Here is a 20,560-nt window from a genome sequence, read left to right on the forward strand (position 1 = left end):
CCCAACAGGACAGGCCGTGTCCTCTGGCCCGACTGGCCTTGGACAGCGTTGATCAGCAATGATGCAGGCGCGGGCACGGTACTCCACAAGGTGATCCGAAGGCGTAGACAACCTCAAGATCACCGGAGCCGTGCCCGTTCCGTCAAATCCACTCCGGACCTCAACGCGGAGTCCTCAGCCGCACACCCTCCGACTTTGCCGTGCCCGTGGGCATCCAGGGCCGTCCGAGGATGGCGTCGCGGAGGACCTGCATCTTGTCGAGGCCGTTCTTCGCCGCGCTGGACACATAGCCGAGAATTCTGTAGCGGTCTTTCGTGCGTTGCTCGCTGGTGAGCCGCCCGGAGATCTTCTGCTGGATCTTCGCTGGTCGTAGGTCCCGTTCGGCCTGGTTCGAGGTCGGCGGAACCTGTAGGTCGTCGACGAAGCGCAGCACGTCGGCGCGACGGTCCCGGAAGACTTCCAGCAGCAGGCGGGCTTTACGCTCACCGGGACGGTTGCCGGTGGTGGTGGTGGTGTCACAGGCCAACCAGGACACCGTGGTGCAGGTTGTACAGCAGTTTGGCCTTGACCTGCGGGTCGATGCCGGGCCGGTTCTGTTCCCGGGCCACGTTCGTCTCGTGGATCAGAGCACGCGGGGCGTCGGAGATCCGCTTCGGCCAGACCGCGTCGGGGTACACCTCGGCCGCACCGTCGAGATCACGGAGGAGGTGGGCACAACACAACTGGTGTACCAGGGTGCCCAACCCGGCCGAGTCGTAGTTCTGGTAGCGGTCGTGCACGACCACCGAGGCGGTCAGGTCCTTGACCACGAACGCGGTGAACGTGGCCAGGTCCCGATCACCGACCTGGTAGTGAGTCCACCACTGGGTACAGGCCACGAGCAGGTACTTGTCCGCTTTCTTGCGGCCCGGCTTCGGCTCCTTCGGCCCGACCCGCAGCGGCGTCTCGTCACAGCACACCGCGTACGCCAAGGTGATCAGCGTTCGGATCCGTTTGTCGACCTCACTGGTCAACGCGGCGGCCCGGCTCAGCATGCCGTGCACGAACCCCGGCGACGGTGTCGCCCCCGTCAACGACTGGAGCATCCGCACACACCGCTGCACCGGAATGAAATGCACGACCATCAGATAGACAGCCCACGCCTGCGGGTTCGGGCCGTACCCCACCGGACCGGCTCCCGCGCCTTGCGGGCGGGCCGCGGTGTGCAACGTCCCGCACCCGCACCGCACCGCGTGCTGGTCGTACTGGGTCAGCGTCGCGGTCATCAACGGGACCTCGACCTGCTGATACCGGTCCACCACACCCAGATCCCGCGCGTGCGTCAACTGCGCTCCGCACCCGCACACGCCTTCGGGGAACCGGTCCCGCCGCTGATCAGGGGCATCCGACCAGGCCAGGTTCGACCCCGGCGCACCCCGCTGTTTACCCCGCGTACCCGCCGGAGTGTCCCGCTTCTTCCTGACCGCCGGTGGCGTTCGACCCGGATCGTCGTCCTTCGACGGCGGAGACGACGAGTTCCGCGACAGCAGATGCTCCAACCGTGCCAACCGCGCCGCAAGAGCTTCGTTCGCCGCCGTCAACTCCGCGATCCGAACGTCCTGAGCAGCGATCCGCTCCGCCTGCGTCCGAGCGAGCGAGATCAGCTCTTCACGAGAAAGATCACCCAACGCCGGCACACCCAAGATGAAACCACATCGGACAGGGCCCCGCCGAACCAGCCAAGCCCCGTCACTCAGCCCGCACTGACCATCACGCTTCGAGAACCACGTGAATGTTTACAGAAAGGACTGTCGCAGGACGCACTCGGCTCACAGGTGCACGTGACCGGATCGCAGATCGGCCACTACGAGACGGGGCGCTCACTGCCGCCCGACGACCTGGCGGTGAATCTGGACCGGGTGCTCGGCACCGGCGACGAGCTGCGCCAGCTGGCCGAACAGGCGCGCGGCGAGGCGGTCGCCCCGTGGATGCGCCCGTGGAAGCTGAACGAGTCCCGGGCGGTGCAGCTGCGGTGGTTCGAGCACTCGCTCATCCCGGGGCTGCTGCAGACCGAGGCGTACGCCCGGGAGGTCATCTCCGCCGGCACGCACACCGAGGTGCAAATCGAGGAGATGACCCGGGAGCGGCTGGAGCGGCAGACGGCGGCGCTGGAGCGGGTGAACCCGTATCCGGTGCCGTTGACCGCCATCATCGGCGAGGCCGCGCTGCGGGTCGGGCCGTCGGCGCTGATGAAGGACCAGCTGGAGCATCTGGTCGACATCGGCCACCGGCAGACCGTGCACGTGCGCGTCCTGCCGTTCTCCGCCGGGCTGCATCCGGGGCTGGCCGGTGCGTTCGTGTTGGCGACCCTGCCGGACGGCGGAACGGCGGCGTACATTGACGACCAGATGGCGGGGCGGGTCTGCGAGACCGCCGACAAGCTCCGGCATCTGGTGCTCGCCTGGGAGATGATCTGCGCGCGGGCACTGCCCTGTAACCAGTCCCGTGACCTGATTCTGAGAGTGATCGATGAGCATGAGCGAGCCGGTGTGGCGCACGTCCACCCGTAGCAGCAGCAACGGCGGTGCCTGTGTCGAGGTCGCCGACAACCTGCCCGGCCGGGTCCTGGTCCGGGACACCAAGGACCGTGCCGGCGGGACGCTCACCTTCGCCCCGTCGGCCTGGTCCACCTTCGTCGCCTCGACCAAGCCCCCCGCCGCCACGACGTGACCGGTCCCATCCCTGACCGAATTCGACCACTGACCCCTTGGAATCGATCATCTGGGTGAGGTCGTAGGAGCGCGAGCCTGCGTCGAGTGGCCACGGCCGAGGGCACCCACATGGTTGTCTCGGGGCCGGTTTGACGACAATGACGGTTCCCTCGACTGCGCGCATCGCTGTCATGAAGGTCGGGGCCGAGCCGGTCGGCCCGAGAGGTCGTGACCTTGGGCCTGGTTGCCCAGGATCCCACCGGGAAAGGGTGGACATGGGCGGGCCCGGGCGACCGGTCCGGGCCGCCGCCACAGGAGGTGGGACCCATGACCGAGCAGCGGTACGCGGGCAAGGTCGCGCTGGTCACCGGTGCCGGATCCGGCATCGGTCGGGCCGTGGCGCTGCGGTTGGCCGCAGAAGGAGCGACGGTGGTCGGCTGCGACGTCGACACCGACGGGATGGACGGCACCGGCAAGCTGCTTGCCGCCGCCGGACACGCCGCCGACCTGGTCACCGCCGATGTGACCGTGCAGGCCGACATCGACGAACTGGTCACCCGGCTGCCCGGCGACCGGATCGACCTGCTGGCCAACGTGGCCGGCGTGATGGACTTCTTCCTGCCGGTGACCGAGCTCGACGACGCCACCTGGGACCGGGTGCTCGCAGTCAACCTGACCGGCCCGATGCGGCTGACCCGGGCCGTGCTGCCGCTGATGAAGGTGGCCGGAAAGGGGGCGATCGTCAACATCGCCTCGATCGGCGGGCTGACCGGTTCGGTCGCCGGGTCCGCGTACGTGGCGTCGAAGCACGGCCTGATCGGACTGACCCGTTCGACGGCGTTCCTGTACGGCGCGGACGGCATCCGGACCAACGCTGTCTGCCCCGGCGGGGTGGAGACGAACATCGGCCGCAGCGCCCAACCGAAGGTCGAATGGGCGTACGAACGGCTGTCGAAGTCCTTCGCCGGTCACGTGACCCGGACCGCCGCGCCGGATGAGATCGCGACCCTGGTCGCCTGGCTCGGCAGTGACGAGGCGGTCAACGTCAACGGTGCCGTCATCACCTCGGACGGCGGCTGGACCAGCTGACCCGCCACCGGAGGCAGCGCCCCACCGGACGGTTTCGCCGCAGCCGCCGGACGCGCTGCCGGGCCAGCGGGGCGCGGATGTCCGCCAGGTCAGCCGGACCCGCGCAACCGCTGGTACGCCCGGTCCAGCTCGGGCTGGGCGGGTGCGCCGCCGGACACCGGCTGCCAGAAGCCGGGGTCCGGCGGCGCCGTCACGTCGACCCGCCTGCCGGCCGCGGTGTCGAAGCCGAGCCGCCAGGCGTGCAGATGGGTCCGCATGCCGTTGGCAGCGGCGGCCCGGTCGAACAGCGGGTCACCGACGATCGGATGGCCGATCCAGGCCAGGTGCACCCGGATCTGATGCCGACGGCCGGTCAGCGGCGCGACGGCGAGCAGCCGGTGCGTGGCGTCGGCTGCCGCCGTACCGGATCCGGTGGTGACCCCGTCGGACCCGGCGGTGACGGCGGTGATCCGGCTCTGCGACGGATAGGTCTTGACGTGGTCGAACTCGGCCCCGGCGGCGAGCGACCAGCGCGTGGTGGCGGCGTCGAAGCCGATGTCGGCGCGGTTACCGGCGACCCGGACCCGGTTCTTGCGGCCCACGCTCAGCGGCAGGTCGACGACGCCGACGTCGGGCAGCGGCGCGCGAGCGGCATCGGCATCGGTGGCGGCGGCCGACACCACGGCCAGATAGACCTTTTCCACGGTACGGCGGTTGAACTGCCGGGTCAGGTCGCCGTGGTGGCGCAGCTCCTTGGCGAACAGGATCGCCCCGGAGGTGTTCTTGTCGATGCGGTGCACCGGGAAGACCGGCTCACCGGCCTCCTCGGCGAGGCGGGCCAGGTCGGTGCCGTGCCGTTCGCCCATCACCGCGACACCGGGAGGCTTGTTCAGCACCAGGGCGGCGTCGTCCTCGAACAGGACGGCACCGGCGCGAAGTTCGGTCCACAGGTTCACCGGTGGCCGAGGATACGCCGCACGTGGCGGCGTACCCCCGGCGCACCCTGCGTTCGCATCATGAGGCGATGCGTCGGACGGCTCAGCCGGCGGTGGACCAGATGGCGGTGAAGGCGGCGGCCTCACCGGCCAGCCAGCGCTCCACCTGGTCGGGGCGGGAGGTGACATCCGGACGCCGGAAGGTGGTGCCGCGCCGCAGGTCGACCAGGACCGGCTCGGCACGCGGCAGCACCTGGTCCATGTGCCGGGCCATCAGGTGCAGGGTCGCGGTGTACGCGTCGGGGCTGGGTGGCTGGTCGTCGAAGTGGATCCGGACCGCTTCGGCGTGCCCGTCGGCGTACCGCAGGCCGAAGTGTGGGTTGATCTTGACGGGGAGGTTGCCGACCATGCCGAGCGCGTCGTGGGTCTGCGCCAGCTCCACCTGGCTCAGGTCACCCAGCGACTCCAGGTAGCGCTGCGCGCCCGGGGTGAGGGTCGCGTACAGCGGCTGCCAGCGCTGGGCGACCTGCCCGACCACGGCGGCCAGGTGGCTGCCGCCGGTGCGGAACCGGATGTCGGCCTTGAGCGCCTTGACCAGTTGCCCGTGCGGGTTGAACCCGGAGCGGCTGACCCGCTGCCGGCGCAGCCCGCCGACAAAGGACGCCTTCGCCGGCCCGGACTGCCCGACATAGCGGGTGAAACCGAGCAGGGTCGCGTACGGGACCGGGGCCGGGTTGGTCGGTGCTGCGGTGGGGGTCGAAGCGGTGGCAGGAGGGGGTGCGATCACGGCATTCCTTCCCAGGTCAGGAGCCGGATTAGTACACCCATTCTAATCGAGAAGTGACGCTGCGCCCAGTGTTTGATCACGCTGCGCCGCGTTTGTGGCCGCCCGGTGGCCTCGGTGCGGCATCGTGTGGGCCGGGCGTTGGTTGACAAGATTGGCTAATGTCATTAGCTTATGAGCTATTAAATTTAGCTACCAGCCTGGAGGTTGCGATGACCGCGTACCTGTCCCTCGACGGCGGGCGCATCGCCTACGAGGTCACCGGCGACGGCCCACTCGTGGTCCTCGCGCCCGGCATGGGCGAGAGCCGCACGGCGTACCGGTTCGTCGTCCCGCAGCTGGTCGCCGCCGGCTACCGGGTCGCCGCCACCGACCTGCGGGGCACCGGCGAGTCCAGCGTCGGCTGGCCGTCGTACTCCCGTACCGACATCGCCGGTGACCTGGTCGCGCTGATCCGGCACCTGGGCGGCCCGGCCGTGCTGGTCGGGCATTCGATCTCCGGCGGGGCGGCCACCATCGCCGCGGCCACCGCGCCCGAGCTGGTCACCGCCGTGGTCGAGCTCGCGCCGTTCACCCGCAAACAGTCGATCAGCCTCGGTGACCTGCGGGTCAAGCGGTACCGGCAGGGCATGACCCGACTGCTGGGCGCGGGCGTGTTCGGCAGCGTCAAACAGTGGCTCGGCTACCTGGACGTCGCCTTCCCCGGGCACCGGCCGGCCGACTGGGCCGAGCAGCTGGCCCGGACCGAGGCCCGCCTACGTGAGCCCGGCCGGATGAAGGTGCTGCAGAAGATGGGCCAGTCCAGCCCGGCCGACGCCGGTGCGCAGCTCGGCAACGTCCGCTGCCGGGTACTGATCATCGAAGGGACGCTCGACCCCGACTGGGCCGACCCGCGTGCCGAGGGCGAAGCGATCGTCGCGGCGCTGCCCGCTGGCCTGGGTACGGTGGCGATGATCGACGGAGCCGGGCACTACCCGCACACCCAGTTTGCCGACCAGGTGGTCGCGCTCATGCTCCCGTTCCTGGCCGAGACGGCCGGTGCCGAGGGTCGGTCCTGACGAGTCTTCACCAGACAGTGCCGGACGGCAGGATCGACAGATGGACAGCTCGGCGACCCGGGGCAACATCCGTACCGTCGTCGGTCTCGCCGGTGCCGCGCTGGCGCTGGCTGTGGTCGTCAGCCTGGTGCCACGCGACGATCCGGGGCCGGCTGAGCCGTGGCGGCCACCCGCCGGTCACGTCGTCGTGGACACCGTCGACCTCGGCGACGACCGCGTGTTGCGGCTCTGGGTGAAACCGGGCAGCTGGTACGTGCAGCGCCTGGCCGACGGCGAGCACGAGGCATTCATCGGCGCCGGCGGCGGGGGTGATCAGTTCACCGTCGCCGAGGTGTTCGAGGCGTACGTGGGGACGGTTCCCCTGCCGGACGCGCATGCGGTCCTGGTGCGGTCGCCGGGAGGCGTGGCCGTCCGCGCCGTGGTCCACGACGGGGTGTTCATCGTCGCGGATTCAGTGGCAACGCCGGACGATCGGGAGTTGCTGGTGACCTCACTGGGCCCGGCCGACGCCGTTCTTGCCGCCGAGGCGTCCGTCTCGATCGCCGGGCGTGCCCAGTGAGGTCACCGTCATGATCACTTGACGTGCTGCAGGGCAGCTACCGGCGTGTCGGCCGAATTTCGCGCAAGTGATCACTCAGCTCTGGTCGCAGCACGGCTAACGTGCGTCCGCCCGGTCGGCCGTCGCCAGGTCGAGGAAGGCCGACCAGGCGGCCGGTGCGAAGGTCAGGGTGCCGCCGTCGCGGTCCTTGGTGTCCCGGACCAGCACCCGCCCAGGCAGGTTCTCGGCGACCTCCACGCAGCTTGTGCTGTCGCTGTGCGTGCTCTTGTGCCACCGGGGCGCGGTGCTTATGTCCATCTCTCAGCCGTCCTCATGATCAGTTCTAGGCTCTGCGGGCCAGATAGAGCGTAGTCGCGGATGCTCTCCCAGGTGCGTTCAAGGCTGGTCGCGTCGTCCGGATTTTCTACCACCCGGCCCTGCAGGTAGCCTTCCAGGTAGCCGACGGATCTGCCGTCCACGGTGGCGATGACGAACGGTCCGTCCAGCCCGGGGTACGCCCCGGCGTCGGCCGGCACCACCTGGACCCGGATGTTCGGCTGCTCGCAGGCGGCGACGACCGCCGTCAACTGTTCGTGCATCACGCACGGGTCGCCGACCCGCCGGTGCAGGACGCTCTCGTCGATGACCGCGACGAGTTGGCAGGAGTCGGGCTGCCGGTAGAGGATCTCCTTGCGGCCGAGCCGGGTGGCCAACGCGACGTCCATCGCCTCGCCACGCTCGCCGTACGCGAGCAGCACGGCTCGGGCGTACGCCTCGGTCTGCAGCAGTCCGGGCAGCGCGAGGGGCTGGAAGACCCGGATGAGCGTCGCCTTGCCCTCCTGCTCGATGAACGGCCGGTACCAGACCGGGGCGTGTTCGCCGACGACAAATTCGCGATAGAATTTCACGAACGCGGTGCCGAATGCCCGGTCCACAGCACCCAGATAGTCGGGCAATGCGGGTCGTTCGCCGCGTTCTATCGAGCCGACGTGCGACGTCGAGAAGTGGATGCGCTCGCCCCACGCTTCCTGGGTGAGGCCGAGCATTTCGCGGACGCGCCGCAGTTCGCCTACCAGATATTCGCTCCCGCTCACAATACCTTCACATCCCTCAATTTGCCGCGACTGGTCCATCTGATCTTGTGCCAGTCATCGGACAGCTACGCTCGGTCGCCGACTATCTTCCGCTGGTCGGTCCGAACAGTCCAGGGTGGAAGCAGATGAGGCCCGATCAGGGCGACAGCTCCACCCAGGAGGAACGCGAAATGCGAAACGACGGTATCGGCGGAACGCCGCGCCTGGCCCGGTACACCTCGATCGGTACGCCGCCGCGCGGCCGACTGACCGGGCCGAACCCGAACCGCTCGCCGTCGGCGCGCCGGAGCACGACCGAGTCGGTCGTGCTCCGGGCCCGCGACATCGTCACCACCCACCTGCCGAGCCGCGTCGGCGAGTGCCGGGTGTGCGGCGGCGTCGCGATGTGCGAACCGTTCGCCAAGGCGATCGCGGTCCTGGACCGTTGGGATCCGGTCCGGGCCCGGCGGGTCAGGTCTGTCCTGGAGTACGCGGGACTGTGGCCGGACAGCCACCTGCCGGCGGCGGCGCGGGATACCGACGCCGACGGTGAGGGCTGACCGCCGACGCCCAGAGCTGACCGACGCCGACCGTCAGAGCTGACCGACGGCGGTGACGTGCAGCACCGCGCTGCCCGCCTCGTCCGAGGCGGCGAGGTCCACCTCGGCGCTGATCCCCCAGTCGTGATCCTCGGCCGGGTCGGCGAAGATCTGCCGGACCAGCCACCGCTCCCGCTCCTGCGTGATCAGCAGCAGCGCCGGCCCCCGGGCATCCGGCCCGGTGCCGATCTCGTCGTACTCGTCGAAGTACGGCTCCAGCGCGTCGGCCCAGGCATCGGCGTCCCAGCCGGAGTCGGCGTCCAGCTCGCCGAGCTCGTCGTAGCGGCGCAACGCGGCCAGCTCCACCCGGCGGAACAGCGCGTTGCGGACCAGCACTCGGAAGGCCCGCGGGTTGCCGGTGACCGCCGGCGGCCGGTCGTCGGCGACCACCGCGGCCTCGGGGTCGTCGGTCGGGTTGCGCAGCCGCTCCCATTCGTCGATCAGGCTGGAGTCGACCTGGCGGACCAGCTCACCCAGCCACTCGATGAGGTCGATCAGCTCCTCGGTCTTGGCGTCGTCGGGCACCGTCTGGCGCAGCGCCCGGAACGCGTCGGCCAGGTACCGCAGCACCAGACCTTCCGACCGGGACAGCCCATAGAAGTTGACGTACTCGACGAAGGTCATCGCCCGCTCGTACAGGTCGCGGACCACCGACTTGGGCGCCAGCTCGTAGTCGGCCACCCACGGATGCCCCTGCCGGTACGTCTCGTACGCCATCTCCAGCAGCTCGGCCAGCGGCTTCGGGTGGGTGACCTCGTCGAGCAGTTCGAGGCGGGCCTCGTACTCGATGCCGTCGGCCTTCATCTGCGCGACCGCCTCACCGCGCGCCTTGTGCTGCTGCGCGGAGAGGATCTGCCGGGGGTCGTCGAGCGTCGCCTCGATGATCGACAGTACATCGAGCGGGTACGTCGGCGACTCCACGTCGAGCAGCTCGATCGCGGCCAGCGCGAACGGCGACAGCGGCTGGTTGAGCGCGAAGTCGAGCTGCAGGTCCATGGTGAGCCGGACGCGGCGGCCCTCGGCGTCCGGCTCGGGCAGCTGCTCGACCACCCCGCCGGCGCGCAGCGCCCGGTAGATGGCGATCGCCCGGCGGATGTGCCGGCGCTGCGCCGCCCGGTCTTCGTGGTTGTCGGTGAGCAGGTGCCGCATCGCGGCGAACGCGTCGCCGGGCCGGCTGATCACGTTGAGCAGCATCGCGTGGCTGACCCGGAAGCTGGAGGTCAACGGTTCCGGCTCGGCCTCGACCAGCCGTTCGAAGGTGGGCTTGCCCCAGCCGATCGACCCCTCCGGCGGCTTCTTGCGGACCACCTTGCGGCGCTTCTTCGGGTCGTCGCCGGCCTTGGCGAGCGCCTTCTCGTTCTCGATGACGTGCTCCGGGGCCTGCACCACCACGGTGCCGAGGGTGTCGAACCCGGCCCGGCCGGCCCGCCCGGCGATCTGGTGGAACTCGCGGGCCTTGAGCAGCCGGGTCCGTACCCCGTCGTACTTGGACAGGCCGGTGAACAGCACCGTGCGGATCGGCACGTTGATCCCGACGCCGAGGGTGTCGGTGCCGCAGATGACCTTGAGCAGCCCGGCCTGGGCGAGGGTCTCCACCAGCCGGCGGTACTTGGGCAGCATGCCGGCGTGGTGCACGCCGATGCCGTGGCGGACCAGCCGGGACAGGGTACGCCCGAAGCCGGAGGAGAACCGGAAGTTGCCGATCGCCGTGGCGATCGCGTCCTTCTCCGCCCGGGTGCACACGTTGATGCTCATCAACGCCTGGGCTCGCTCCAGCGCCGCCGCCTGGGTGAAGTGGACCACGTACACCGGGGCCTGGTGAGTGCTGAGCAGCTCTTCGAGGGTCTCGTGCAGCGGCGTCGTCGCGTAGGTGAACATCAGCGGCACCGGCCGCTGCGCCGAGGAGACCACGGCGGTGGCCCGCCCGGTCCGCCGGCTCAGGTCGTCGACGAACCGGGTCACGTCGCCGAGCGTCGCCGACATCAGCACGAACTGCGCCTGCGGCAGCTCGATCAGCGGCACCTGCCAGGCCCAGCCCCGGTCCGGCTCGGCGTAGAAGTGGAACTCGTCCATCACCACCTGGCCGACGTCGGCGGCCGACCCGTCGCGCAACGCCAGGTTGGCCAGGATCTCGGCGGTGCAGCAGATGATCGGCGCGTCGGCGTTGACGCTGGCGTCACCGGTGAGCATCCCCACCTCGGACGCGCCGAAGATGTCACAGAGCGCGAAGAACTTCTCCGACACCAGCGCCTTGATCGGCGCGGTGTAGAAGGTGACCCGGTCGTCGGCCAGGGCCGCGAAGTGCGCGCCGGTGGCGACCAGGCTCTTGCCGGAACCGGTAGGGGTGTTCAGGATGACGTTCGCCCCGGAGACGATCTCGATGAGCGCCTCGTCCTGGTGCGGGTACAGCTCCAGGCCGCGGCCGGCCGCCCAGCCGGCGAACGCCTCGTAGACGGCGTCCGGGTCCGCGCCGCGCGGCAGCAGGTCGGTCAGGGTCGGGGCGGTCTGCGTCATGTCGGTCAATCCTGCCTGCCGCCGCCGGCGGCCGCCAACGTGGGTGACGCTCGTCAGCCGTCGGGCGTACCCCCGACGCGTTCGAAGACCAGGTCCAGCGCCGGTCGGCCGGCGCGGACCCCGCGTCGTTCGAACTTCGTCTCCGGCCGGTACGCCGGCCGGGGCGCGTACCCGTCGTGCAGGTTGCGCAGCTGCGGGTCGGCGGTCAGGGTGGCCAGCATCGCCTCGGCGTACGGCGCCCAGTCGGTGGCGCAGTGCAGCCGTCCGCCGGGCCGCAGCCGGGAGCGTAGCAGCGCCACGTGCTCGGGCCGCACCAGTCGCCGCTTGTGGTGGCGGGCCTTCGGCCACGGGTCGGGGAAGAACGCGTACACCGCGTCCAGGCTGCGTTCCGGCAGGCAGCGGCGGGCCAGGTCGAGGGCGTCGCCGGTGGCGACCCGGACGTTGGTCAGCGCGTGCTGTTCGATCAGCGCCAGCAGGTTCGCGATGCCCGGGGTGTGCACCTCGACGGCCAGGTAGTCGCGGTCCCGGTCGGCCGCCGCCATCGTCGCGGTGGCGTCGCCCATGCCGAAGCCGATGTCGAGCACCACCGGCGCCGTACGACCGAACAACGCCGCCGGGTCCAGCGGCGCCGGCAGCTCGGCGACGACCGTCCGGTACGCGCCGGACAGCCGGTCGAGCGCGTCGTGGTGCCGGCCGCTGAGCCGTCCCCGGCGCGGGTGGTAGGTGCGGATGCTCACGTGGCGACAGCCTATATCCGACACCGAGCGTGTCCGGGCTGTCATCCAGGGCTGCGTGGTGAGAGGATCCCGGCAGCGTCGCGGAGAGGATGGTGACCGATGTCCGTACGCCGTTCACTGGCCACCGCAGGGCTCGGTGTGACCCTCGCGGTCGTCGGCGGGCTGCTCGGCGCGGCCCCGGCCCGGGCCGCCGACGTTTTCGTCGATCTCAATCCGAGCACGGTGGAGTCCGGTTACCTGGTGGGTATCCGGGCCAGCTGTACCGACAACACCGCGCCGGCCACCGTCGAGTCCGACGCGTTCGGCACGGTCGAGGTACGTCCGCAGTTCGACGAGCTCACCGCGGCGGTGACCGTGCCGGCCGAGACCGAGGCCGGCAGCTACCGGGTGCGGTTGACCTGCCCGGACGACCGGTCGGCGGCGACCACGCTGTACGTGTTGGATCCGACCCGGCCCAGCCGTGGCCCGGCCACCGGCTTCGGCGGCACCGCCGGTGACGACGGTGCCGGCGGCCTGCTGACCGGGGTCGGTGTGGTCGCGCTGGGCGCCGGTGCGGTGCTCGGCGTACTGGCCCTGCGTCGGCGCCGGTCGGCCTGACCGGGCGCGCGGCAGGGGACGGGCGTGGCGAAGGGCGGTGGCCGGGGCTGGGCCGGGCCGGCCGCGATCGTGCTGGTGCTGTTCGGGCTCTTCGCGATCGGGTCCGGCGGCGACGGCAACTGGCGGGACATCCTGGCCGGCGGCAACAATCCGCCGCCCCGGGAGTTTCCGGTGCTGGAGCCGAGTCGGCCGATCCGGATGGCCGTCCCGTCGCTCGACATCCGTGCCCCGGTGCACTCGGTCGGGCTCGCCGACGACGGGTCGATCGCCGTACCGGCGCTGCACCGGCACAACCAGGCCGGCTGGTACGACGGGGGGCCGACGCCCGGTCAGTTCGGGCCGGCGATCATCGTCGGGCACGCCGACACCCGGGACGGGCCGTCGGTCTTTCATGATCTGGCCGACATCGAGCCGGGGGCGATCGTCGAGGTGACCCGCCGGGACCGGGTGGTGGCCGTCTTCGAGGTCAACTCGGTGGAGCATTTCGGCAAGGACGAGTTGCCGATCGAGCAGGTGTACGGCGACTACGTCCGGCCCGGCCTGCGGCTGATCACCTGCGGTGGCGAGTGGCTGGGCGACGGCATCGGGTACGCGGACAACATCGTGGTGTTCGCCTCCCTGGTCGAGGTGCGCGACACCTGAGCGGGGTCAACCCTGGTCGCGGCATCACGCTGAGTGTTCAGCTGTTTCCTGCCGATGCGCAGCAGGTGTCGCAGTGATGAACCGCAGCTGCGGTCGTTCCTCCCGGCGACGGCCGTTCTGGCGCGGCGTCGCCCCGAGAGTCGCCTTGATAATTCGTATTAGCGTCTTGACGAGTCCGCCAGCCGGGGCTTGACTTCTCGATCAACGACAGGCGTCCATACCGGGGCGCCAGCGTTACTGAGGGTAACCGGAGGACCGTGTCATGGCCCGTACCCCTGAGACCAGCCGCCGCGCCCTGCTGCGTGGCGCCGCTGCGGTCGCCGGCGCTGCCGCCGGCCTGACCGGCACCGCCAGCGGTGCCGCGTTCGCCGGTGCGGCCGGACCGCTTGGCCCGGCCGGAGTGGTCAGCCCGACGGCCGGCAACCTGCCGCCACTGGCACCCCTGCCGCCGGACGCTCCGGTCCGGCGGCACTTCCGACCGCTGGAGCAGCGCTTCGCCGGCTATCTCGCGATCCTGTCCGGCATGACCAACGACATCGCCGACGACCCGGCCGAGCCGGACAGCTACGGCTTCATGGGCGGCGGCTGGTGGCGCAGCCCCAACGTGGCGTACAACGCGCGCGTCCAGGAGCACGTCTACACGCTGAGCTGGTTTCTGGCCAATCGTCGCCGGTGGAACCCGTACACCGGCGATCCCGCGCTGCAGGCACGCCTGGACGCCGCACTCGGTCACTACCTGGCGCTGCAGCACCCGGACGGCTCATGGCCGGAGTACGACATCGACGAACGCTCGAAGGCCGCCACCGGCTTCGGCATGGGCTACCTGGCCAAGGCGCTGCTGCACCTGCGCGGCGCCGGCCGGCTTCCCGCACGCCAGCAGCAGATCGAGGCGGCGCTGCGCGCCGGGATGGGATGGTTCCTCGACCCGGCGACCCCGATCTGGGGCGGCGGCGGCCCGGTGCCGTACGCCAACCAGAACGCCGCGGGGCTGGCCGGTTCGGCCAAGGCGTTGACGCTGTTCTCCGACGACCTGCTGGAGCAGCGACTGCGCGAGCGCATCGACTACCTGGCGACGAACGGGCAGAGCCCGGCCGGCTTCTTCTACGAGCCGACCGGAATGGACATCGACTACAACTTCGAGGTGATGCTGCCGGAGATCGCGGAGATCTACGTCCTCACCGGCAACCGGACCGTTCTCGACATGGCCCGGCGCTTCACCGAATGGTTCGGCTACAACCTGCTCCGGGAACCGGACGGCTCAGGGTGGCTCACCTGGTACGCGATGTCGTCCCGCACCAGCAGGGCGTACTACGACGACGTCGTCCCCGATCCCGACCGCACCAACCTGGGCTCGTTCTTCGTGCCGGAGATCCAGGATCTCGGTGCGTTCTTCACGACGCGGGAGGACCGCGCCGAGACGCGGCGCGAGTGGGCCCACCGGCCCGGCCCGGCCCCGGGACTGGCCAAGCAGGATACGTCCCCGCGGATCATCGCGCACGCCGAGTACGGCGAGGCGTTGCCGTCGCGCCGTACCAAGAGGCAGGCGCTGCGGCAGGTTCCCTACCTGGGTAGCGGCGACTTCGCCACGGTACGGCGCGACCCGGCCCACAACCAGGACTACCTCTACGTCCGTCAACCAGCGTGGTACTTCGGCGGATTCTTCGGCACCCGCCCCAGCACCCGGGTGCGGGGCGGCACCGGGTTCCTGTGGCATCCGCAGGCAGGCACCGTCGTCCACGCGGGACAGACCGACCAGAACTCCTGGGCCTCGGTGCTGCCGGCCGGCACCTCCGACGCGCACAGCCACCTCGACCGGACCTACCAGATCGGCGACCGCACCTGGGACGGCACCGAACAGGCTCTGCACGGCGCGTCGCTGCTGGTCCGCTACCAACTGCCGGACGGGCGCATCCTCACCGACCTGACCATCGCCAGAAGCGCGGTCACCCGTACGGTGCGGGCTGTGTTCCCGGTCACCGAACAGATTCCACTCGTCCTGCACCCGGACGACGATGTCCGGTTCACCGACGGTACGCCGGTCACCTACGCGAACGACACCGCAGCCACGGCGAGCGCGTTGATCATCCGGCGCGGCCGGGTGATCATTCGCGTCGACTGGGCGCAACCGCTCGCCGCCACCGTCGACTCGACGGGCACGACGTACCTGCGCGACGCCCGGCGTCGCATCCACCTGCTCCGGATCCCGCACGCTGGCACGTTGAGCACCACCATCTCCGCACGGTAGGTGCAGCGGCACCGCCGGCCAGCCCGAGCGGGGGACTCCTCGGCTGGACGGGTGAACCGCCGTCGCAGCGATCACGTATAGCGGGGTGTGGCTGATGTCGCGGTGCCGGTGACCGCCGGGGTGGGTGCCGGCCGGCTGTAGCCCACCCCGGTCGTGCTCCGGGGCGGCCCGTGCGGACGAGCCTCCACCACCGCCGGCCGCCCCGGAGTGTCCCGCCATCCGGAAGGCGGAAAGATAGCCAGCACACCCAGCAGCACCGAGGAGGAGTCATGAGCCAGACGGCGCAGATCGGGGTCACCGGTCTGGGGGTGATGGGCCGTAACCTGGCCCGTAACCTCGCGCGGCACGGCCATGTGGTGGCGGTCCACAACCGGTCGGTCGGCCGGACCAAGGAGATGATGGCCGAGTTCGGCCACGAGGGCACCTTCCTGCCGGCGGAGAGCCCGGCCGAGTTCGTCGCCTCGTTGGAACGGCCCCGCCGCGTGGTGATCATGGTCAACGCGGGCGCCGCCACCGACGCGGTGATCAACGAGTTCGCGCCCCTGCTGGAGCCGGACGACATGATCATCGACGGCGGCAACGCCCACTTCCTGGACACCCGCCGGCGGGAGGCGGAGCTGCGGGAGCGTGGTCTGCACTTCGTCGGCACCGGCGTCTCCGGCGGCGAGGAGGGCGCCCTGCACGGGCCGAGCATCATGCCCGGCGGTTCGGCCGAGTCGTACGCCGCGCTCGGTCCGCTGCTGGAGGACATCTCGGCCAAGGTCGACGGCACGCCGTGCTGCGTGCGGATCGGCCCGGACGGCGCCGGCCACTTCGTCAAAATGGTCCACAACGGCATCGAGTACGCCGACATGCAGCTCATCGGTGAGGCGTACGACCTGCTGCGCCGCGCTGGCGGGCTCACCCCGGCGCAGATCGCCGACGTGTTCCGCAGCTGGAACTCCGGTCGGCTCTCCTCGTACCTGATCGAGATCACCGCCGAGGTACTCGGCCACACCGACGCCGTCACCGGCAAGCCGTTCGTCGACGTCGTGCTCGACCAGGCCGGCCAGAAGGGCACCGGTCGGTGGACCGTGCAGGGCGCCCTCGACCTCGGGGTGCCGGTGAGCGGCATCTCCGAGGCGGTCTTCGCCCGGTCGCTGTCCGGCCACGCCGACATCCGGGCCGCCGCCGCCGACCTGCCGGGCCCGGTGGAGAGCTGGGCCGGGTCGGCCGACGAGCTGATCGCCGACGTCGAGCAGGCGCTGTACGCGTCGAAGATCGTCGCGTACGCGCAGGGGTTCCACCAGATCCAGGCCGGCAGCGCCGAGTACGACTGGGACATCGATCTGGGCGCGGTGGCCCGGATCTGGCGCGGCGGGTGCATCATCCGGGCCGCGTTCCTGGACAAGATCCGGGCGGCCTACGACGCGGCGCCGCAGCTGCCGACGCTGCTGACCGACGGGTATTTCGCCGAGGCGCTGGCCGGTGCCCAGCTGGGCTGGCGCCGGGTGGTGGCGACCGCCGCGCAGGTCGGGGTGCCGGCTCCCGGGTTCGCCTCCGCGTTGGCCTACTACGACGGGCTGCGCGCGCCCCGGCTGCCGGCCGCTCTGATCCAGGGGCAGCGGGACTTCTTCGGCGCGCACACCTACCGCCGGGTCGACGCCGAGGGCAGCTTCCACGTGCTGTGGGCCGACGACCGCAGCCAGGTCGAATCCCGCTGATCCGATCCGGCCGACTGATCCGGTCCGGGCGACCGGTCGCCGTGGCCGACATGCCCCGTCAGCCACGGCGACCGGGCACCGGCTGCCCGGTGTCAGTGACCCGGCACCGGCGGCTCAGTCCAGGTCGACGACGACCGGGGCGTGGTCGGACGGGGTCGGGCCCTTTCGGGCGTCGCGGTCCACGTAGGCGGCCCGGACCCGCCGGTTGACGGCGCCGCTGGCGTAGACCAGGTCGATCCGCATGCCCATGTTCTTCGGGAACATCCCGGCCCGGTAGTCCCAGTAGGTGTACGGGTGCGGGCCCTTCATCGGTTGCGGCACCACGTCGACCAGGCCGAGGGCGAGCAGGTCGGCCAGCGCGGCCCGTTCGGCCGGGGTGACGTGGGTGGAGCCGGCGAAGACCGCCGGGTCCCATACGTCCGCGTCGGTGGGCGCGACGTTGAAGTCGCCGCAGACCAGCAGATCGGTGGCGGCCTCTGCGGCGAGTGCGCGGCGCAGCCCGGCCAGCCAGTCCAGCTTGTACGTGTAGTGCGCCGAGTCGGGGCTGCGCCCGTTCGGCACGTACACCGACCAGACCCGGACCCCGGCGCAGGTCGCCGCGACGGATCTGGCCTCCGGCAGCGGAAAGCCGGGCTCGGCGTCGAACCCGGTCCGCACGTCGTCGAGCCCGACCCGGGACAGCACGGCCACGCCGTTCCAGCGCCCGTCGCCGTGCGCCGCGACCGCGTAGCCGAGGTCACCGACCTCGTCGGTCGGGAACGCGGCCGCCGCGCATTTGGTCTCCTGCAGACAGACGACGTCCGGGGCGGTGTCGGCCAGCCAGCCGAGTAGCCGGTTCAGCCGGGCCTTGACCGAGTTGACGTTCCAGGTGGCGATCCGCACCCGGCCAGCGTGCCACAGCACCGACCGGCTGCACCGGACCGGGCGCGGATCGCCCGGGGCCCGGCGCGGCGGCCGGGGCGGGCTGCCCTGAGCCGGTCAGCCGGGCAGGTCACCGGGCCGGGTCTGCTCGGCGAGGAAGCGCTCCAGCTCCGCGCCGAGCTCGTCGGCGGTCGGCAGCGGCCCGCTGGACTCGGCGAGCAGATTGGTGCCGGCCCGGCCCCGGGTGAAGCTGTCGTACTGCTCCTCCAGGGCACTGACCAGGGATCCGGCCTCCTCGGTCTGGGCCACCTGCCGGTCGATGTCCTCCCGGACCGCCTCGGCGGCGGTGTGCAGTTGCTCGGTGGGCAGCAGCAGACCGGTGGTCCGGGAGACGGAGTTGAGCAGCAGTTCGGCGGCGGCCGGGTACTCGGCCTGGGCCACGTAGTGCGGGACGTGCACGGCGAAGCCGACCGCGTCGTGGCCCTGCTGACCGAGGCGGTACTCCAGCAGGTGCCCGGCGCTGCCCGGCACCTGGACCCGCTGCAGCCAGGGTTCGTAGCCGCTGATCAGCTCGCGACGGCTGGCGTGTGCGGTGACCCCGGTCGGCCGGGTGTGCGGCACCGCCATCGGGATGGCGTTCAGCCCGATCGTGGTGCCGACGTTGAACCGGCGGTTCACCTCGATCGCCGCGGCGGTGAACCGTTCCCACTGCAGGTCAGGCTCGGGGCCACCGAGCAGCAGGAAAGGCGTGCCGGCGTCGTCGCGCATCAGGTGGACCTCGAGCCGGGGCTCCTCGTAGTGCTCCCAGTGGTCCTCGACGAAGAGCATCACCGGTCGGCGGGACCGGTAGTCGAGCAGCTGGTCGATGTCGAAGGTGGCCACGACCTCGTGCTCGAGGGAGGCGAGCAGGTGTTCACGGGCGAGTCGGGTCGCGTTGCCGGCGTCGACGAAACCCGTCATCGCCTGGATCAGCACCGGCTGACCGAGCTCGGGCACCTCGTCGACGACGTCGTAGAGCTCGTGTGGGTCGAGCACCGGGCGCAACCTCCTCAGAACGGTACGGCGGGTACGGCATCTCCAATTGCGGCAACGCTAGTCCCATGCCGGCGCATTCCGGTTTCCGGGCGTCGATCCGACACGGTGGACTACTTACGGTTCGGTAGCGGACACGACAAGTCAACTATTGCTGGTCGGCTCCTGGCTGTCCGGGGGATGTCGCATCCGGCGGGACGGATGACGCCCGCTGGCCGGACGGGGGAGTGGTGGGGTGCGGCGGGAGGTGATCAATTAATGGGTGATAAATACCGCAGTAAACGGTGAAGAGCGAAATTTCGTTTACCGGTGGTTTGACGTGATCGGCCGGTCGTGCCGACGCCGCTGAGGGATCGTCCGATTACCTGACGAAAGAATGTGGCACCCATCACAAAATCACCCTAGGTAATCGGGGTTTGGTCTGCCTAGCCTCGTCGAATGCCTGACGACGACACCACAAGGAGCGAGGACACCACCCTGAGTCGCGATGACCGTTTGGCTGATGTCCCCTCGGACAGCACGTCGACCGGTGCGACCCGGGCCGTCGCCCGGTGGGAGCGCCTTCGCAACCGGCTACCCGCCCTGCCGTACCCACACTCCACCCGGCCAACCTTCCAATCGCTCGGAACCACCCTGCGTCACCGTCCGGGTGCCCGGACGGCGCTGGCTGCCGCCGTCGTCTGCGCCCTCGGCGTGGTCGCGGCGGTCGAGTCGACCGCCGAGGCACCGGAGACGACCGGGCCGGCTCCGGCCGCCGCCGAGGCCGACCTGCAGCGCCGGGCCGATGCCGCGGACGGTGCGTCCCGGGCCCAGCGTCCCGAGCCCGGTAACGGGGATCCGGCGGCTGCTGCGGCAGCCCGGGCCGCTGAGGCCACCGAACCGGCACCGGCCGACCCGGACGTCGCTGCGGCGGCGGAGCCCACCGAGACCGCCGAGCCCACCCCGGAACCGACCTCGACCACCGTCGCCCCGGTCGCCGGACTGTCCCAGGTGCAGATGGACAACGCCACGGCCATCGTCGACGCCGGCCTGGCGTTGCAGATGCCGCGCCGGGGCATGGTGATCGCGGTGGCCACCGCGATGCAGGAGTCGACCCTGCTCAACCGGGCCAGCGAGGTGCTGCCGGAGTCCAAGAACTACCCGCACCAGGGCACCGGCTGGGACCACGACTCGGTCGGGCTGTTCCAGCAGCGCACCAGCACCGGCTGGGGCGCGGTGGCCGACCTGATGAACCCCACCTACTCGGCGACCCAGTTCTACCTCGCCCTGCAACGGGTAGCCGGCTGGGAACAGCTGCCGTTGACCGTCGCCGCCCAGGCGGTGCAGGTCTCGGCGTATCCGGGGCACTACGCCCAGCATGAGGCCGCCGCCGACGCCGTGGTCACCGCAGTCCTCGCGGCCCGCTGAGCATCGCCTGTCCCGATATTACCGACCCGCTGACCGACCGGAACCGGTCACGCCCTTCGACGTCGTACGCCGCCAGC

General features: G+C 70.7%; 21 protein-coding genes. 11 read left to right on the top strand and 10 right to left on the bottom strand.

Translation table 11 applies throughout. From position 1 onward, the window contains the following. Nucleotides 1-160 precede the first annotated feature (160 nt). Complete coding sequence (locus EDC02_RS42275) at nt 161-526, bottom strand: transposase (RefSeq protein WP_158632064.1); 366 nt, start codon at nt 524-526, stop codon at nt 161-163. After that, on the bottom strand, nt 516-1,667 hold the full coding sequence (locus EDC02_RS42280; protein ID WP_148083288.1) for a transposase: 1,152 nt from the start codon (nt 1,665-1,667) through the stop codon (nt 516-518). The genes EDC02_RS42275 and EDC02_RS42280 overlap by 11 nt, the downstream gene beginning before the upstream one ends. An 81-nt stretch (nt 1,668-1,748) precedes the next feature. Between EDC02_RS42280 and EDC02_RS39465 the strand changes: the two genes are divergently transcribed. The 3 genes from EDC02_RS39465 (at nt 1,749) to EDC02_RS05675 (ending at nt 3,779) form a co-directional block, all read left to right on the top strand. Beyond that, entirely contained in the window at nt 1,749-2,549 is an 801-nt protein-coding gene (locus EDC02_RS39465; RefSeq protein WP_255500580.1) for a helix-turn-helix transcriptional regulator, read from the top strand. Next, the gene (locus EDC02_RS05670) at nt 2,509-2,709 is read left to right on the top strand and encodes a DUF397 domain-containing protein (RefSeq protein ID WP_123601040.1); all 201 of its coding nucleotides are present in this window, start codon (nt 2,509-2,511) and stop codon (nt 2,707-2,709) included. The genes EDC02_RS39465 and EDC02_RS05670 overlap by 41 nt, the downstream gene beginning before the upstream one ends. 308 nt (nt 2,710-3,017) lie before the next feature. Then, a complete protein-coding gene (locus EDC02_RS05675) occupies nt 3,018-3,779 on the top strand; it encodes an SDR family oxidoreductase (RefSeq protein ID WP_123601041.1) in 762 nt (253 codons plus the stop codon). 89 nt (nt 3,780-3,868) lie between these two features. Here the strand turns inward: EDC02_RS05675 and EDC02_RS05680 are convergent, their stop codons facing one another. After that, nucleotides 3,869-4,714, bottom strand: a complete 846-nt coding sequence (locus tag EDC02_RS05680; protein ID WP_199757518.1) for an RluA family pseudouridine synthase — start codon at nt 4,712-4,714, stop codon at nt 3,869-3,871. Nucleotides 4,715-4,796: 82 nt separating this feature from the next. Then, nucleotides 4,797-5,477 (bottom strand): hypothetical protein, encoded by a 681-nt coding sequence (locus EDC02_RS05685; RefSeq protein WP_123604531.1) that lies wholly within the window; start codon nt 5,475-5,477, stop codon nt 4,797-4,799. Nucleotides 5,478-5,689: 212 nt separating this feature from the next. Here EDC02_RS05685 and EDC02_RS05690 point away from each other — a divergent pair, with 212 nt between their 5' ends. Then, nucleotides 5,690-6,535, top strand: coding sequence for an alpha/beta fold hydrolase (locus tag EDC02_RS05690; RefSeq protein ID WP_123601043.1), 846 nt, complete (start codon nt 5,690-5,692; stop codon nt 6,533-6,535). Between the two features lie 40 nt (nt 6,536-6,575). Continuing rightward, the gene (locus EDC02_RS05695) at nt 6,576-7,094 is read left to right on the top strand and encodes a hypothetical protein (RefSeq protein ID WP_123601044.1); all 519 of its coding nucleotides are present in this window, start codon (nt 6,576-6,578) and stop codon (nt 7,092-7,094) included. A gap of 96 nt (nt 7,095-7,190) precedes the next feature. On the opposite strand, the gene EDC02_RS05700 is transcribed toward EDC02_RS05695, so the two are convergent. Together EDC02_RS05700 and EDC02_RS05705 are read right to left on the bottom strand one after the other, a co-directional pair. Further along, nucleotides 7,191-7,391 carry a DUF397 domain-containing protein gene (locus EDC02_RS05700; RefSeq protein ID WP_123601045.1) on the bottom strand — a complete coding sequence of 67 codons (201 nt, stop codon included), beginning with the start codon at nt 7,389-7,391 and terminating at the stop codon, nt 7,191-7,193. Then, entirely contained in the window at nt 7,382-8,167 is a 786-nt protein-coding gene (locus EDC02_RS05705; RefSeq protein WP_158632067.1) for a helix-turn-helix transcriptional regulator, read from the bottom strand. The genes EDC02_RS05700 and EDC02_RS05705 overlap by 10 nt, the downstream gene beginning before the upstream one ends. A 125-nt stretch (nt 8,168-8,292) precedes the next feature. Between EDC02_RS05705 and EDC02_RS05710 the strand changes: the two genes are divergently transcribed. After that, entirely contained in the window at nt 8,293-8,706 is a 414-nt protein-coding gene (locus EDC02_RS05710; protein WP_148083338.1) for a hypothetical protein, read from the top strand. Nucleotides 8,707-8,739: 33 nt separating this feature from the next. Here the strand turns inward: EDC02_RS05710 and EDC02_RS05715 are convergent, their stop codons facing one another. After that, nucleotides 8,740-11,259, bottom strand: coding sequence for an RNA helicase (locus EDC02_RS05715; RefSeq protein WP_123601048.1), 2,520 nt, complete (start codon nt 11,257-11,259; stop codon nt 8,740-8,742). 53 nt (nt 11,260-11,312) lie between these two features. Then, nucleotides 11,313-11,996, bottom strand: a complete 684-nt coding sequence (trmB, locus tag EDC02_RS05720) for a tRNA (guanosine(46)-N7)-methyltransferase TrmB (protein WP_370461421.1) — start codon at nt 11,994-11,996, stop codon at nt 11,313-11,315. A 99-nt stretch (nt 11,997-12,095) separates the two neighbouring features. Here trmB and EDC02_RS05725 point away from each other — a divergent pair, with 99 nt between their 5' ends. From EDC02_RS05725 to gndA, 4 genes are all read left to right on the top strand, one after another. After that, nucleotides 12,096-12,593, top strand: a complete 498-nt coding sequence (locus EDC02_RS05725; protein ID WP_123601050.1) for a hypothetical protein — start codon at nt 12,096-12,098, stop codon at nt 12,591-12,593. 24 nt (nt 12,594-12,617) lie between these two features. Then, nucleotides 12,618-13,235, top strand: coding sequence for a class F sortase (locus EDC02_RS05730; RefSeq protein WP_148083339.1), 618 nt, complete (start codon nt 12,618-12,620; stop codon nt 13,233-13,235). Nucleotides 13,236-13,497: 262 nt separating this feature from the next. After that, the gene (locus EDC02_RS05735; protein WP_123601051.1) at nt 13,498-15,480 is read left to right on the top strand and encodes a hypothetical protein; all 1,983 of its coding nucleotides are present in this window, start codon (nt 13,498-13,500) and stop codon (nt 15,478-15,480) included. A 269-nt stretch (nt 15,481-15,749) separates the two neighbouring features. Further along, entirely contained in the window at nt 15,750-17,183 is a 1,434-nt protein-coding gene (gndA, locus tag EDC02_RS05740) for an NADP-dependent phosphogluconate dehydrogenase (RefSeq protein ID WP_123601052.1), read from the top strand. Between the two features lie 114 nt (nt 17,184-17,297). Here gndA and EDC02_RS05745 read toward each other — a convergent pair whose 3' ends face one another. Then, nucleotides 17,298-18,065, bottom strand: a complete 768-nt coding sequence (locus EDC02_RS05745; protein WP_123604533.1) for an exodeoxyribonuclease III — start codon at nt 18,063-18,065, stop codon at nt 17,298-17,300. A 96-nt stretch (nt 18,066-18,161) separates the two neighbouring features. Then, nucleotides 18,162-19,079, bottom strand: a complete 918-nt coding sequence (locus tag EDC02_RS05750) for a proteasome assembly chaperone family protein (protein WP_123601053.1) — start codon at nt 19,077-19,079, stop codon at nt 18,162-18,164. Between the two features lie 435 nt (nt 19,080-19,514). Here EDC02_RS05750 and EDC02_RS05755 point away from each other — a divergent pair, with 435 nt between their 5' ends. Further along, nucleotides 19,515-20,483: a hypothetical protein gene (locus EDC02_RS05755; protein WP_123601054.1), complete on the top strand. Its 969-nt coding sequence runs from the start codon at nt 19,515-19,517 to the stop codon at nt 20,481-20,483. Nucleotides 20,484-20,560 lie beyond the last annotated feature (77 nt).

This window comes from Micromonospora sp. Llam0 (genome assembly GCF_003751085.1).
Taxonomy (GTDB): Bacteria; Actinomycetota; Actinomycetes; order Mycobacteriales; family Micromonosporaceae; genus Micromonospora_E.